Raw genomic sequence first — 14,648 nt, forward strand, 5'->3', positions numbered from 1 at the left:
CAAATGAAGTCAATACACCATGAGGCAACGTGGAAACAATTTCTTACGAAAGCTGATTTGCAACAAGCTGTTACAGAGACATTTGAACCTTTGAAGGATCGATTTACGCCAGGGTTTGCTGGACTGGAACTTGGAGCGACGGGTGCTGTATATAATGAAGCGATTGCACTCATGGAAGCGTTTGCTCGTCCTTTATGGGGATTGATCCCACTTGCAAGCGGTGGTGGTGAATCTGATCTGTGGCCCAATTATATTGAAGGGATTATTCATGGTACTGATCCTGAACATGCGGAATATTGGGGAGATTTCGGCACGAAAGACCAACGGATGGTCGAACAGTCCGTATTGGGATTAGGACTAGCACTTGTTCCACATCAAATTTGGGATCCGTTAAATAAAGAGCAAAAGGATTCCTTGTACCGATGGCTTAACCAAATTAATCTGGTAGATCGCTCAAATCCTAACAATTGGCTCATGTTCACTGTATTAGTGAATATTGGGTTCAAAAAAGTCGGCTTACCTTATAATCAAGAAATTATGGATAAATACCTCGATACAATCGATACCTATTATTTGGGTGATGGATGGTATTCTGATGGCAACACAGATCAACGAGATTACTATATTCCATTCGCTATGCATTTCTATTCGCTTATCTATGCTCAATTAATGGGAGAAGACGATCCCGTACGCGCGACTCGATATAGAGAACGAGCTACACTCTTTGCACAGGACTTCATGTACTGGTTCGCTGAGGACGGGAGTAGTATTCCGTTTGGTCGAAGTATGACCTATCGTTTTGCTCAAGTATCATTCTGGAGTGCGCTCGTGTATGCAGATGTTCAACCTTTTTCGCTCGGGGTCATGAAGGGAATCATTATGCGGCATTTGCGTTGGTGGTTTGACCAACCTATCTTTACGACAGAGAGATTGTTAAGTATTGGTTATGCCTATCCGAACCTAATTATGGGTGAGAGCTATAATGCACCAGGATCTCCATATTGGTCATTCAAAGCATTTTTGATTCTTGCCTTACCTGACGAGCATCCATTCTGGCAGGTAGAGGAGGAAGACTTACCGGAGCTGAAATCGGTTCGTGCCCAGCCGCATGCACGGATGACGATTTGTCGCCCTGAGGGAAATAAGCATGTAATTGCCTATGGATCAGGGCAAATGGCTAACTTTGAAATGGCACATAATGCTGCAAAGTATTCTAAATTTGCTTACTCGACCTTATTTGGATTCAGTGTACCGAAGGGATATTATGGATTAACACAAGGTGCATACGATTCTACACTCGCGCTGAGCGAATGTGATGAACATTACCGAGTACGTCGTGAATGTGAAGAGTTCCACATTGAGGAGAAAGTAGTCTACTCTCGCTGGTTACCTTGGCAGGATGTAGAGGTGCGGACATGGATCATTCCAGCAGGCATATGGCATATTCGAATCCATCAGATTCGAAATGGGCGCCAATTGGATGTGGCTGAAGGTGGGTTCGCAATCCAGCCACCAAAGGATTTTGCGATTACAGAGAAGGACATGATACGCGCTGTAGAAAAAGGTATTTCAGTCCATTTGCCATGGGGGATTAGTGGGATCATTAGTCTGGAAGGCTTCGAAGAAGCACAAAATGTCTACCCCGACCCCAATACAAACTTACTTAAACCACGTACAGTGATTCCAACTTTAACAAATCGCTTGTTAGTAGGGGAACATTGGTTGATTTCTGCGGTATTTGGTACAACGTATTGTGAAGATAATGCACGTCACTGGATGAATCCGCCGATTGTAGAACGTGATTTGGCGGGAGAGATCACTGTGCGTGATTCAGAGACTGACCTTATTTATTATTCTACAAATACTTCAAAGGAGTTGGGTAAGCATGTGGCAAGCGGCAATTGATAACGCAATCTTAAAGGTAAAAAATAATATTATGAAGCATCCGGGCAAACTTCCGCATATTTCGGAAGGTCAGTGTTATGACTGGGGAGATAACGGGGACTGGATCGAAGGGTTCTACATTGGAATGATGTGGCTAGCCCATGAATACAGTCAAGATCCTTTCTATAAAGAAGCGGCTGAGTCTTATCTAGCGAACTTTAAAGATCGTTTGGATCGTCATGTTGCCTTGGACCACCATGATATTGGATTCTTATATTCCTTGTCAGCTGTAGCTCAGTGGAAGATAACGGGAAGTGAAGAGGCGCGGCAAGTTGCTTTGCAGGCGGCTGATACGTTAGTTGCCCGTTGGCGCCCGAAGGCAGGGATCATTCAAGCGTGGGGGCTAGAAGGTGATCCAGAGAATGGTGGACGCATCATCATTGACTGTTTATTGAATCTTCCCTTGTTGTTCTGGGCATATGAGCAGACGGGAAATAAGATTTATTATGATCTTGCTTACCAGCATGCGCTTAAAAGTCAGAAATTCTTAGTGCGTGGGGATGCCTCTTCTTATCATACATTTTATTTTGATCCGGAGAATGGACATGCATTGCGTGGTGGAACGCATCAAGGATTTGAAGATGGGTCTACCTGGACACGCGGGCAAGCTTGGGGGATATATGGGTTTGCGCTTGCTTATCGCTATACCAAGAATGCTAGTTTCCTAGATACTTCTAAACGACTCGCTCACTATTTTATTGCACATTTACCTGAAGATCATGTAGCCTATTGGGATTTCGACGTGCCAGTTGAAAAGGATACGCCACGAGATAGCTCCGCATCCGCGATAACCGCTTGTGGCCTGCTTGAATTGCTAGAATTGATCGATGCTCATGATCCTGATCGAATCATATTTGAAGCAGCACTTCAGAGCAGTATGAAATCTTTGGTCGCAAACTATGCGACCAGTGATCTCCCAGATGCGGAAGGCCTGCTGAAGCATGGTTCTTATCATGTTAGAGGGGGAATCGCGCCGGATGGCTATGTGATCTGGGGCGACTACTATTACCTCGAGGCGTTAGTACGGATGGAAAAAGGGATTAAAGGGTATTGGTACAAATAGTTATCCGAATCGGACATAATATTAGGGAATGTTGACATAAAATACCTCTCTAGAGTAGGGTAAGCTTAGTTACCTATTTTAGGGAGGTTATTTTATGAAGAAGAAACCATTTTTCTTAATGGCCATTGCTGTAGTAATCGTTGCAGCGGTAGTCATCTATGCTTTGAATTCTTCCTCACCACAAGAACCTATCGCTCGGAAAGAGCATGATATCATATCAAACCTAAATGCCAAGGATATCGTGGCCAAAATGAATGACAAAGAAAAGATTGGTCAGCTTGTCATGTATACACCATTACGGAACCAAGAATCATTTTCCAAAGAAATGATTCAGGAATACTATATCGGAAGTGTTCTGTTAAATGATCAAAAAGTTTCGGCTAAGGAAGCAGCTACCTTTAACAATCAACTGCAACAATGGGCTTCGGAGTCTAGATTAGGTATACCTATGTTCATTACTGGTGACTTGGAGTATGGTGCGGCCCAAAGAGTTCCGGGTGAAGCTACCGTACTGCCTAGACAAATGGCAATTGGGGCAACTCAAAATGTCGAATATGCTTATCAAGCCGCTAAAATAACGGCAGCAGAAGCAAAAGCTATGGGATTCCACTGGAGTTATTCACCTGTTGCGGATGTGTACTCCAATCCTTTGAACTCGGTTATTGGCGTTCGCTCTTTTGGAGAAGATACTAAGCTCGTTAACGAGATGGTTGCAGCGGAAGTTAAGGGGTACAAGAGTGAAGGGATGATCTCTAGCGCCAAACATTTTCCTGGTCATGGGGACACAAGTTTCGACTCGCATACCACTTTGGCCACGGTAACTTACAGCGAAGATGTTCTAAGGAAGGTACATTTGCCTCCATTTAAAACGGCAATAGACCAAGGAATTGAGTCCATTATGACTTCACACATCATTATTCAAGCGATAGATCCTGAACTACCAGCAACCTTATCCAAGAAGGTTCTCACTGGTTTATTGCGTGATGAACTTGGGTTTCAAGGTATTATTGTTACCGACGCGATGGTCATGGAAGCCATATCGAATAATTGGGGAGCAGGAGAAGCAGCTGTGATGGCAATTAATGCTGGGGCAGATATCATCATGGCCAACGGATCCGCATCGGATCAGCTAGATACCGTGGATTCACTATATCAAGCTCTACAAGATGGTAAGATTACAAGAAGTCGAATTGATGAGTCAGTGGAACGTATTATTACATATAAGTTAGAAAATAAAATGTTTGATCATCGATTTGTAGACATCGATCATGCCACAATGGTGGTTGGAAGCAAGGATCACTGGGAGATTTCAGAGCAAATTGCACAGGACTCCATAACATTACTTAAGAACGTTAATGTTTTGCCGTTTGATCCACAAACCAACGAATCCACACTGATTGTCAGTGTGGCATATGCAGAGCAAATTGCAGAGACTGTAAGGAAAGTAAGCAAAGGTGAGGTTATCTCTTACCAAGCTGCCCGAGCGACCGGAGAAAAACTAGATGTAAGCCAAGAGAGTATAGACGCAGCCCTTGAACAAGCCCAATCTGCGGATCGAATTATCGTGTTTACTTATTCAGATAGTCAAATCGCGCAAGGTCAAATAGATCTTGTGAATCAGCTGCAAGGTACCGGAAAGCCGGTTGTTGCAGTATCCCTTGGAAATCCGAATGACATTTTGGGTTATCCGGGTGTATCAGCATATTTGGCAACCTACGCTTTAGATACTTGGTATTGGATGACCCCGATTCCTGTATCCTGGGATGCAGCCGTTCGGGTCATATTCGGTGCTAATCCGAAGGGTAAATTGCCGGTAACGATTAGTTCAGCGTATCCGTTAGGATTTGGTTTGAGTTACCCTTAATATCCGCTATACGCTCACATAAATCCGTTGCAAATAAGCAATGCTCGCTTCAAGATGCTCTTCTGTTGTACTTTCTATAATACCTTGGATATGTGGGCGCTGGTATTTCATATAACGAAGAATTGGTGCAAACTTGAGACAACCTTGGCCAATCGGAACAAAATGGACCCTTTCATCCGTAACTTTAAAGTCTTTTAAGTGAATGACGGCAATTCGATTTCCTAATAGTTCGATAGCTTCATTAATGATGTCTTCTTGTTGTGTGTAATTGGTGGGTGATATGAGATTCGCGCAATCTAAAATAATTTGTAGATTTTGGGATGGAATAACATCCAACAATCGGCGTGTCAGAGGAGCCGAGTAAAGGGGATGATTCTGCCCTGCTTCAATTCCCACCGTTACGCCAAAACGTTCGGCTTCGGCTACCATAGCTTTTACCGAGGTCACTACCTCTTGAAAAGCTTCTTCCGTAAAATTATCTTCAGTATATCCTTGCCCTAAGCTACCTGTTTCAGTCCCTACTAGACTAGCACCAAAGTCTCTAGCCAAACGAAGATGTGTAACGAAATCAGCTATAGCTTGTGTACGTTTGGATGGATCAGGAGCTACAATATTGACGTAACAACCTAGAACGGCAATTTGGATGCCTGCTTGTCTAAATTCATTGCCGAAATAACGTGCAGTTCCCGGGCTTAACATGGATAGGCTAGGAACACTTTCGGGAAAAGACTTTTGTACTGCAAATTGAATATGAGAGAACTTGTAACGTTGTATCATCTTTATGAGCTCATGTATTGGACGTATTCCAAAGTCATGGGCACGGATACCTAAATGAAGAGGGGCTATCATAAGAAATCTCCTTTTAAATGTTGTCTCAATCTAGACAGACTAGGAGCATTAGATTGATGAATAGCGTTAGCCACTAAATCAGCTATTTGCCGAGCTCCTACATCTGAGAAATGGGTATCGTCTATAATACCATTTGGATAATTAGGATGTGTCTTGTCAGGCAGATGAATAAACAGCTTCTTAGACTCGTGTTCTCCTAAAGTGTTGTATAGCTGTTGAGAAGCTTCGAATATATCGAGTAGCGGTGTCTGTGTCTGCGCAGCTACTTGCTTCATTGCTTCTGGATAAGGCCCTACAGCAAGAGGGTCGAGATGACCATCAACTGTAAAGCGACGGCGACTTACGGAAGATAATAATACGGGAACTCCACCACGTCCCCGGGCACATTCAATGAACTGAATCAAGTTACTTCGGTAATCTAGATCGGGATTGGTATAGCGTGCAGGATCATCGATCTTTCCGTCATTGTGTCCAAATTGAATAAACATATAGTCACCAGCCTGCATGTCGTGTGCTATGTGAGCCAATCGGCCTTCTGCTAGAAACGTTTTGGTGCTACGACCGTTAATAGCACGATTATCCACCTCAATAGAAGATCCAAAATGAGCTTGCAGGTATTCTCCCCAACCCGTCATCGGTTTTTCGGCAGCCCCTTTCAGAGCCGCAGTAGAATCTCCAGCGATAAACAGTGTGTGAGTCATATCTTTCTCCTCGCATCCTCGTATGTTTTCTAAAATGAAAGAGGGAGGAGGTTTCCGCTATGGAAACCTCCCATTCAATTACTACTCATGCGGTCAGATGATTAACAAAGTTGAAATCCAAAGTATTCGGAAGCATTACGGTATGAAATGTCTTCGACCATTTGTTCGAGCAATGTGACGTCATTTGGAGCCTCACCACGTTCTACCCACTCACCAACCAATTCACACAATACACGGCGGAAATATTCATGGCGGGTATAGGATAGAAAACTACGCGAGTCCGTTAACATACCTACGAAATGACTTAGTACACTATGATCGGCAAACATAGTTAGTTGCTGGCGCATCCCGTTTCGCGTATCGTTGTACCACCAGCCTGATCCAAGTTGGATTTTGCCAGCGGTGTCTTTTTGGTAGCAGCCCATTAATGCAAGCAACGCTGGGTAATCGTTCGGATTCAGTGAATACAAGATGGTCTTAGGTAAACCTTGGCGACATTCAGCTTGATCTAACATTTTCGAGAGCGCTTCGGTGATCGACAAATCGTTAATCCCATCGTAACCCGTATCAGGACCCAATTTCTCAAACATCGGGGTATTGTTGTTACGATAGGCATGCAAATGCAATTGCATGGTCCAATTCTTCTCATAATAGAACCCAATCAATGAAGAGAGGAGCTCCGTCCGGTACATCGTAATTTCTTCTTGCGACAATTCTTCACCAGCGAGCCTCTTTGCAAAAACCCGCTCAACCACTTGAAGGTTGCTTGCTTGATAACGCAGGACATCCAGTGCATGATCGGATAAACGGCAACCATTGTCGTGGAAGAAATCCACCCGTTGTTTCAAAGCCCCTAACAAATCGCTGTAAGAATTGATGGTAGTGCCAACAACTTGCCCTAATTTTTGAATCCATTCCTTGAATCCTATGGCATCAATGTTCAAAGCTTTATCGGGACGGAAAGTAGGCAGTACTTTAAAGTCGTGTTCTTCTTGCTTTAAAGCTTGATGGTAACTCAAATCATCCGCAGGGTCATCCGTTGTGCATACAATCTTTACGTTACAATTTTTGATAATATTACGGCGTTTAAAAGGCTCCGTAGCTAACTTCTGGTTCACTTCTTCCCAGATTCTAGGGGCCGATTCTTCATTTAAAAGCTCCGTAATCCCGAAGAAACGGCGAAGCTCCAGATGGGTCCAGCTGTATAAAGGATTGCCGATGATCTTAGGAACGGTTCTTGCCCAAGCTACAAATTTGTCGTAGTCGGAAGCATCTCCTGTAATATTGGATTCTGGGACACCATTTGCACGCATCAACCGCCATTTATAGTGATCGCCGTATAACCAAGCCGCGGTTATATTGGGGAACGGTTTGTTCTCATAGATTTCTTTAGGATCTAGATGACAATGGTAGTCGATGATAGGCATAGGTTTGGCATGTTCATGGAATAGTTGTTGTGCCATATCCGTGGTTAATAAAAAGTTGTCGTTTAAGAACATTTCATTTGCTCCTTTGATTTACAGGTTGATAGTCAGAAGTCAACTTACAAGGTAACTCCGGTTTTAAAGATGGCTAGTTCCCGTACATCATTTTGTTCGTTACGTGTTTTCTGACCACTTGCAACTGCAACCACATAAGTAATAAATTGTTCCAGCACCTCAGCCATGGATGTCTCCAGTAGGGAACCAGCGTTGAAATCCATCCAATGCTTTTTGCCCACGAAAATATCATTGTTTGTAGCGATTTTTACCGTCGGAACGAAACTGCCAAATGGTGTACCTCGACCCGTAGTGAACAAGACGAGATGACAATCGGATGCAGCGAGTGCAGAGGATGCCACAAGGTCATTACCTGGTGCCTGCAAAAGACTTAGTCCTTTTTTACGCAGCTTCTCGCCGTATTCCAATACGTCCACAACCGGGGAGGTTCCCGCTTTTTGAGTACAACCTAATGATTTGTCTTCCAATGTACTGATACCACCCGCTTTGTTACCTGGAGAAGGGTTTTCGTACACCGGTTCACCATAAGACAAGAAATATTGTTTGAAATTATTAATTAAGGAGACCGTTTGTTCGAACACTTCACGACTTTCTGCACGGGCCATCAGCATTTTCTCCGCACCAAACATTTCAGGGACTTCCGTTAATACGGTTGTTCCGCCTTGTGAGATAAGAAAATCAGAGAAGGCTCCTAACAGCGGGTTAGCTGTAATACCTGAAAAACCATCGGAACCGCCACATTTCAAGCCCACGTTCAGTTCACTAACTGGAATTGGCTCCCGATGATCATCTTGTGCTGCTACAAAAAGTTCTTCAAGGAGAGTCAAACCTGCTTCTACCTCGTCGCCAACTTCTTGTGCCACCAGGTATTTCACACGGCTGTCATCATAATCACCCATGAGGTTTCTGAATTCGGTAACGATATTGTTCTCGCAGCCTAATCCAAAGACCAAGACACCACCCGCGTTGGGATGTTTGACGGCATCGATTAAGATACTGCGGGTCATGCGGTGATCGTCTCCCAATTGCGAGCACCCGTAAGGATGCTTGAGAACCGTGATGTTATCAAAGCTCCCTAAGTCCGGATGAAGCGATTTGAATGTAGATAACATTTGCTCTGCAATGCCATTCACACAACCAACGGTTGGCACGATATACAAGTCATTACGAATGCCAACTTTTCCATTTGCACGGCGATACCCGTTAAAGGTTAGCTCACGTTTAGGATAGGTAACAGGATGAATGTCCGGTTGATATTCATATTCTTCTTCACCGGCTAAGTTGGTTTTGATGTTATGGGTGTGAACCCATTCGCCTCTTTGGATGAACGATGTTGCATGACCAATGGGGTAACCATATTTAGTAATGATCGTAATAGGAGCAAAATCTTTGAGCGCAACTTTATGTCCTTGCGGAATGTCTTGTTGAACTTGTAGCATTTGGTCATCAAAATGAAGCTCTTCACCTGCTTGGATCGGACGTAGAGCGACCGCCACCGTATCCCGAGGGTTCATTTTCATTAATGTTTGCATGTGAGCGATTCCCCCTATACCAGTTTTTGTAGAGCTGCACGGCTACCTAACTGTTCCAGCTGCTCTATATTGAATTCAATAACTTCGCTCAAGTCAGGAACCTTTGTTAAATCTTGGCCCCATAAGCTTTCCTCCTGAAGAATTGTGTGAACGAACGAAGTAGGGTTGTTCCACGCTTGATCGAAAATCGTTAGAACTTCTGTACTGTCTTGACGCTTCAATCGATCTCCTCGATAGCTTAGCAATAAAGCAGCAAAGGAGAGGGTCATGAGTTTTGGAAGGTCACCGTTAACCTCTTGGTATCGAAGTAAAACCGGTAACAGGCGTGTTTTAAATTTGGAGATGCTGTTGAGCGAGATGGATGATAATTCATGGCGGATAAATGGATTCTTGAATCGTTCTAGCACAGCCTCCGCATAGGTCAGTAATGATTCCTTCGGTAGATTGAGCATAGGGATCAATTCATCTTCCATTAATTGCTTAACGAAAGAGGAGAAGTCGCCATCGTTCATCACATCTTCAACGGTTTCAAGACCAGCTAATAAGGCGAGAGGAACCATAGCTGTGTGCGGACCATTCAAGAGATGAACCTTTTGTTCCCGGTAAGGGGTCATATCATTCGTCACAACAACATTTAGCCCCGCTTTGGAGAAAGGCAAGCGTTCGGAAATCCATGCGGGTCCTTCAATGACCCATAACAGGAAAGGTTCTGCTGTTACCATAATTTTGTCTTGATATCCGAGTTCGGCTTCTAACACTTTGGCTTTGTCACGAGGGTACCCCGGAACAATTCGGTCAACTAAGCTACAGCAGAAGGTATTCTCCGCTTCTAACCAGTGCAGGAAGTCCTGCCCTAACTGCCATTCCTCGGCATATTGAATGACGATTTGCTGTAACTTCTCACCGTTACGGTCGATCAACTCACAAGGGATAATGACGAACCCTTTTTTGCCTAATTGGAAACGTTTATAGAGAAGGGCGGTTAATTTGGCTGGAAAACTCTTCTGTGGTGCATCCGTAAGACGATCTTCAGGATGATAAGCAATTCCAGCTTCAGTCGTATTGGAAGTAATGAATTCAAACCCGTCATCTTCAGCTAATGCCATATAATCTTCATACTGGGAGTAGGGATTGATTACACGACTTATACTCGTAATAATCTCGGAGTCATTTACGGTTTGTTGATTTAAAATACCATTTAGAAAGATGGTATACAGATTGTCCTGCTCAGCCAATAATCCACTCAAGCCTTGCTCGATTGGTTGAACTAAGACTGCACTTCCATTAAAAAGTCCTTGGTTATTCATTTGCTGCAATTGCCAATCTACAAAAGCACGCATGAAGTTTCCTTCTCCAAATTGGATCATACGTTCTGGGAAACTAGGTAAATCGGGGTGAGTAATTCGCGAAAGTAGGGATGTCATAAGTGATCATAGCTCCTTTTTTTGTGGGTTAATTTTCAATGCACACGTGAACATTTTTATATATAAAAAAGAGAAGCTCTTTTTTATCAAGATGGATAAATCTTTTAATTGCTCAGCTTCCGAAATGGGTAATTGTATAGGATTAAACTTTTGCTACGGTATGGCGAATCATGAGGCTGGTTTTGACAAACAATTGCTCTGGCTTCGTTTCAGGTTGTGTCATTAATTCAATTAGCTTGGTTGTACCAAGCTCGCTAATGTCTGAAATCGGCCTGCGTACAGTCGTGAGGGCAGGGTTGGTATATCTAGCAAACACAATATCATCAAAGCCAATCAGGGATAGGCTAGTTGGAACTGCGACTTGATTCGCAAAACATGCATTCATCGCCCCAATCGCCATATCATCATTACTGCAAAATACAAGTGAGGGGGGCTCAGGCAGTGCTAATAAGGTACACATTCCTGTATATCCACTTTCGATACTATAATCGCCTGAAACAAAATAATCTGAAATGATGGAAAGCCGATGTGCGAGCAAACTATCAAGAAAACCTTGTTTACGTTCTGCGGACGATTTGAATCCTGACTTTCCTTCTATAATTGCACAGGTTTGATGACCTTGTGAAATGGCGTAATCGATAGCTTCTTTCACGCCAGCACGGTCGTTAGCTACGACATTCATAATGCTAAGATCCTCAAGTTGGCGATTCAGCACGACTAATGGTATGCCCATCTTTTTAACATGGTAGATAAAGGCGTTATCCGCATCACTCTGACTCATGACAAGTATGCCATCAAAACGATGAGGTGAGATGGTATCCAGGTTTTGAATACTATCAATTCCATTTACACTCAGGTTGTAATTTTCATCTAGAACATGGTTAATCCCTTTAATGACATCCACGAGAAAGCTTGCAGATGTTCCTTGATCAATGCTGGAGAGGAATAACCCGATCGTATAAGATCTTTTCATGACTAGGCTTTTGGCGCTGTAATTGGGTATGTAATTCAGTTCAGCAGCGATTTTCTCAATTCTATCGCGTGTTTCTTTCTTGATGAGCGTATTTCCATTGAGTGCCCGAGATACCGTAGTGTGTGATACACCAGCGACACGAGCAATATCTTTGATCGTAACCATAGGATCTCCTTAACAAACTATAATTGTTAACGATTTCATTCTATTTGAAGTTTCCAATAAAATCAAGGATTAAATACTATGCACACGTGAAAATTAATTCACTCCAATACTACATCGATTCATCAAGCTTCGTTTTTGATTTGGAAGCTGAATTACTATCACGATATTGCCCCGGGGTCATTCCTTCCTGCTTACGGAAAGAACGAATGAAATTTTGCGAATTGTTATATCTTAGTTTGGCAGCAATATCCTTAATGGGCATATCGGTCTCACTAAGCCATTTTTTAGCCATTTTGAATCTATACATCGTGAGGTATTCGCTGAAATAATAGTTCGTTTCCTTACGGAAGACACTGCTAATATAATTGGCATTGTAATGAAGACGCGATGCGCATTCTTCTAAAGTTAGATCCGTATCATAATCATGTTGAATCAAATCGATGATCTTCTCCGAGATGTTGTGATATTGGGCATTTTGCCTGCTGTTGAAGATTTTGATCATAGGATGAATGACCATACTCCAGAACCAATCCTCAATCTCTGCTACCGTGTGAAGGTCAAGCAACTCTTCAAATATCGAACCATTTGCATGATAAATTTGATTTAAACTAATCCCGGATTCCTGCATCATAATGAGTAGATTATTAAGTAACCGGGTAAGTGGAATTTGATATTCATGCGGTGAAAGCTCTACAGCAAAGATCGATTTAAAGAGCTGGTGGATCAGTTCTTTTGCTTTATCGGTTTCAGCTAGTTTGATGGCGTCCAGCAAGTCATTTTCTTTATGGGTTGGATAATTAAGATTCAGATAATGCTTACCCGAGTTAATATTCTCATACTGAATAATGACACCTTTGCCAAGCTTGATGCGATGCTTAAGTGCTTCAAGTCCTTCTCTATATGCGATTGATATTTTATGAACTGAGTTAAAGGGGAGACTCAGGCCAATACTGACTACTAGTTTTAGATAATTATGTATTTCTTGCTGCAACTTCTCCGTTAACGAATATAAGGTTTTGTGAAAAGACTCCGAATTACTGTCTTGGCTACCCAATAATACGACTACGGATTGATCCATAATGACAGGTGCAAGTCGTTGTTCCTGAGAGACTAACTCTTCGATAATATTGTGTACGGCAAATAATAATAGATTGAGATCTTTTTTCTCATAGCTTGTATCGTCAGAGAAATCGATGGATAAGGTAATGACAGCCATTGTTTTCCATTCCTCAACCTGCGTGAGATAGTGAAATTGTTCCAGCTCTTCAAGTAGTTCGCGCTTTTTGAGATTGCCCTTGAATGCATTGATCAGGAAAAACGTACGAACTTGTTGAATATGCTGGCGCACTTCTTTTTCAAGCTGTGATTTGGATTGGAATAAATGATGCATTTGTTCACCTATGATCTGAAACTCATTTGTATGTCTTAATCTGACATCCTTCTTACGTTGGCCCATTTGATTGAGCAGTCTTTCAATAGGTGTATACATACGTCTTGAACCAGTCCAAGCAAGCAGTATAGACAATACTAACATGAAGATACATAAATAGATTGTAATAGCACCAATCTTATTAGATTCTTTGGTCAAACTCTCGATAGAAGTAACAGATAAATACACCCAACCATTGAGTTGAGAACGTAAATAAGTGACCGAGTAGTCTTTTTTATTGATTAAGGTCTTGAATTGTCCGGATGTCTTCGTAGGATCAGAAATCAAAGAAACCTCACAAAATCCACTCTCGGTTACAGGCTTGCCAATGAACGAGAGATCAGGGTGAAAAAGGATGTTGTTATCTTCGTTTAGTATCATTATATTATCGAGTGACTGCGTGTCTGAATTGATATCATCTTGAAGGCTGCAGGCAGGTATATTAGCAAGAGCCAGTCCATATTTCTGTAGCTTCGAGGTCGGAAGCTTTTTAATAAGACTAATACTATAATTACATCCTGTCGGATTGATGCTTTCTTCACTATAGAACCAGGAAGAGGGGGTTAATATCCATGAAATATTGTCTGGTGTGTTAAGTAGATTCGAGAGTTGTTCATGGTCCTTATACTGATCTAATCGATAAAGCCCGGAATTTTTGATCATCCAATTTTGTCGTTGGTTTAATAGAATAACATCCTCTAGCTTGGTATCAAAGGATTGCATATTCCGTATTTCGTTCCTTAGGTCGTTATATAGAATGAAATCGTTCTCATTTAATGGGTTAGCTAGTGCTTTTTTTAACACACTAGAGCTTACAACTTGGTTTAAAGTTTGATTAACCGTGGTTAGCTTATGCTCCACATTGGAACTGATTTGTGAAATCAATTCCATCTTGCTTTTATTTACTTTTTTTTGAATCTCATTAGATGATGTTAAATATGAAAAAGAACCAATGAACAGAACGGGAACCGTACTTATGACAAAGGTAAAGATAGTTAGTTTACTTAAGAAGCTTAATGGTCTCACAAGACTCAGCACCTTTGCTTATGTATAAGTAATCACTTGATTTAAGTGTATGAAACCTACTAGATAATAACAATAATCATCTCGCATGGCGATAATCATTTCTCCTAATTATGAATAGGAAATGTAAATACTTCAAGGGTTATGGTGTATTCTATAATGGTACAAAGTTACATATTGAG

10 protein-coding genes are annotated in these 14,648 nt (G+C 42.1%); 3 read left to right on the forward strand and 7 right to left on the reverse strand.

Annotation, left to right across the window (positions count from 1 at the left end; all coding sequences use genetic code 11):
* Positions 1-3 precede the first annotated feature (3 nt).
* The 3 genes from IEW05_RS07615 to IEW05_RS07625 all read left to right on the forward strand — a co-directional run bounded on the left by IEW05_RS07615 (position 4) and on the right by IEW05_RS07625 (position 4,871).
* A complete protein-coding gene (locus IEW05_RS07615) occupies positions 4-1,905 on the forward strand; it encodes a DUF2264 domain-containing protein (RefSeq protein WP_188537349.1) in 1,902 nt (633 codons plus the stop codon).
* Positions 1,886-3,007 (forward strand): glycoside hydrolase family 88 protein, encoded by a 1,122-nt coding sequence (locus tag IEW05_RS07620; protein ID WP_188537351.1) that lies wholly within the window; start codon positions 1,886-1,888, stop codon positions 3,005-3,007. Before IEW05_RS07615 ends, IEW05_RS07620 begins: the two co-directional genes overlap by 20 nt.
* Positions 3,008-3,101: 94 nt before the next feature.
* Positions 3,102-4,871 carry a glycoside hydrolase family 3 protein gene (locus IEW05_RS07625; protein ID WP_188537354.1) on the forward strand — a complete coding sequence of 590 codons (1,770 nt, stop codon included), beginning with the start codon at positions 3,102-3,104 and terminating at the stop codon, positions 4,869-4,871.
* 6 nt (positions 4,872-4,877) lie between these two features.
* Here IEW05_RS07625 and IEW05_RS07630 read toward each other — a convergent pair whose 3' ends face one another.
* The 7 genes from IEW05_RS07630 to IEW05_RS07660 form a co-directional block, all read right to left on the reverse strand.
* Positions 4,878-5,720 (reverse strand): sugar phosphate isomerase/epimerase family protein, encoded by an 843-nt coding sequence (locus IEW05_RS07630; protein WP_188537356.1) that lies wholly within the window; start codon positions 5,718-5,720, stop codon positions 4,878-4,880.
* Entirely contained in the window at positions 5,717-6,421 is a 705-nt protein-coding gene (locus IEW05_RS07635) for a rhamnogalacturonan acetylesterase (protein ID WP_188537358.1), read from the reverse strand. The genes IEW05_RS07630 and IEW05_RS07635 overlap by 4 nt, the downstream gene beginning before the upstream one ends.
* A gap of 101 nt (positions 6,422-6,522) precedes the next feature.
* The gene (gene uxaC, locus IEW05_RS07640; protein ID WP_188537360.1) at positions 6,523-7,920 is read right to left on the reverse strand and encodes a glucuronate isomerase; all 1,398 of its coding nucleotides are present in this window, start codon (positions 7,918-7,920) and stop codon (positions 6,523-6,525) included.
* Positions 7,921-7,964: 44 nt separating this feature from the next.
* Positions 7,965-9,452 (reverse strand): UxaA family hydrolase, encoded by a 1,488-nt coding sequence (locus IEW05_RS07645; protein ID WP_188537362.1) that lies wholly within the window; start codon positions 9,450-9,452, stop codon positions 7,965-7,967.
* Between the two features lie 14 nt (positions 9,453-9,466).
* Positions 9,467-10,876, reverse strand: a complete 1,410-nt coding sequence (locus IEW05_RS07650) for a tagaturonate reductase (RefSeq protein ID WP_188537364.1) — start codon at positions 10,874-10,876, stop codon at positions 9,467-9,469.
* Between the two features lie 142 nt (positions 10,877-11,018).
* Positions 11,019-12,014, reverse strand: a complete 996-nt coding sequence (locus IEW05_RS07655; RefSeq protein WP_188537366.1) for a LacI family DNA-binding transcriptional regulator — start codon at positions 12,012-12,014, stop codon at positions 11,019-11,021.
* Between the two features lie 109 nt (positions 12,015-12,123).
* Positions 12,124-14,469 (reverse strand): helix-turn-helix domain-containing protein, encoded by a 2,346-nt coding sequence (locus IEW05_RS07660; protein WP_188537369.1) that lies wholly within the window; start codon positions 14,467-14,469, stop codon positions 12,124-12,126.
* Between the last annotated feature and the right edge of the window lie 179 nt (positions 14,470-14,648).

Source organism: Paenibacillus segetis (assembly GCF_014639155.1).
Classification (GTDB): Bacteria; Bacillota; Bacilli; order Paenibacillales; family Paenibacillaceae; genus Fontibacillus; species Fontibacillus segetis.

Bases quoted from the DNA above. Each gene is read 5' to 3' on its own strand.
- IEW05_RS07620 (WP_188537351.1), top strand. From the start codon at position 1,886: ATGTGGCAAGCGGCAATTGATAACGCAATCTTAAAGGTAAAAAATAAT.
- IEW05_RS07645 (WP_188537362.1), bottom strand. From the start codon at position 9,452: ATGCAAACATTAATGAAAATGAACCCTCGGGATACGGTGGCGGTCGCT.
- IEW05_RS07625 (WP_188537354.1), top strand. From the start codon at position 3,102: ATGAAGAAGAAACCATTTTTCTTAATGGCCATTGCTGTAGTAATCGTT.
- IEW05_RS07615 (WP_188537349.1), top strand. From the start codon at position 4: ATGAAGTCAATACACCATGAGGCAACGTGGAAACAATTTCTTACGAAA.
- IEW05_RS07635 (WP_188537358.1), bottom strand. From the start codon at position 6,421: ATGACTCACACACTGTTTATCGCTGGAGATTCTACTGCGGCTCTGAAA.
- IEW05_RS07655 (WP_188537366.1), bottom strand. From the start codon at position 12,014: ATGGTTACGATCAAAGATATTGCTCGTGTCGCTGGTGTATCACACACT.
- IEW05_RS07630 (WP_188537356.1), bottom strand. From the start codon at position 5,720: ATGATAGCCCCTCTTCATTTAGGTATCCGTGCCCATGACTTTGGAATA.
- IEW05_RS07650 (WP_188537364.1), bottom strand. From the start codon at position 10,876: ATGACATCCCTACTTTCGCGAATTACTCACCCCGATTTACCTAGTTTC.
- uxaC (WP_188537360.1), bottom strand. From the start codon at position 7,920: ATGTTCTTAAACGACAACTTTTTATTAACCACGGATATGGCACAACAA.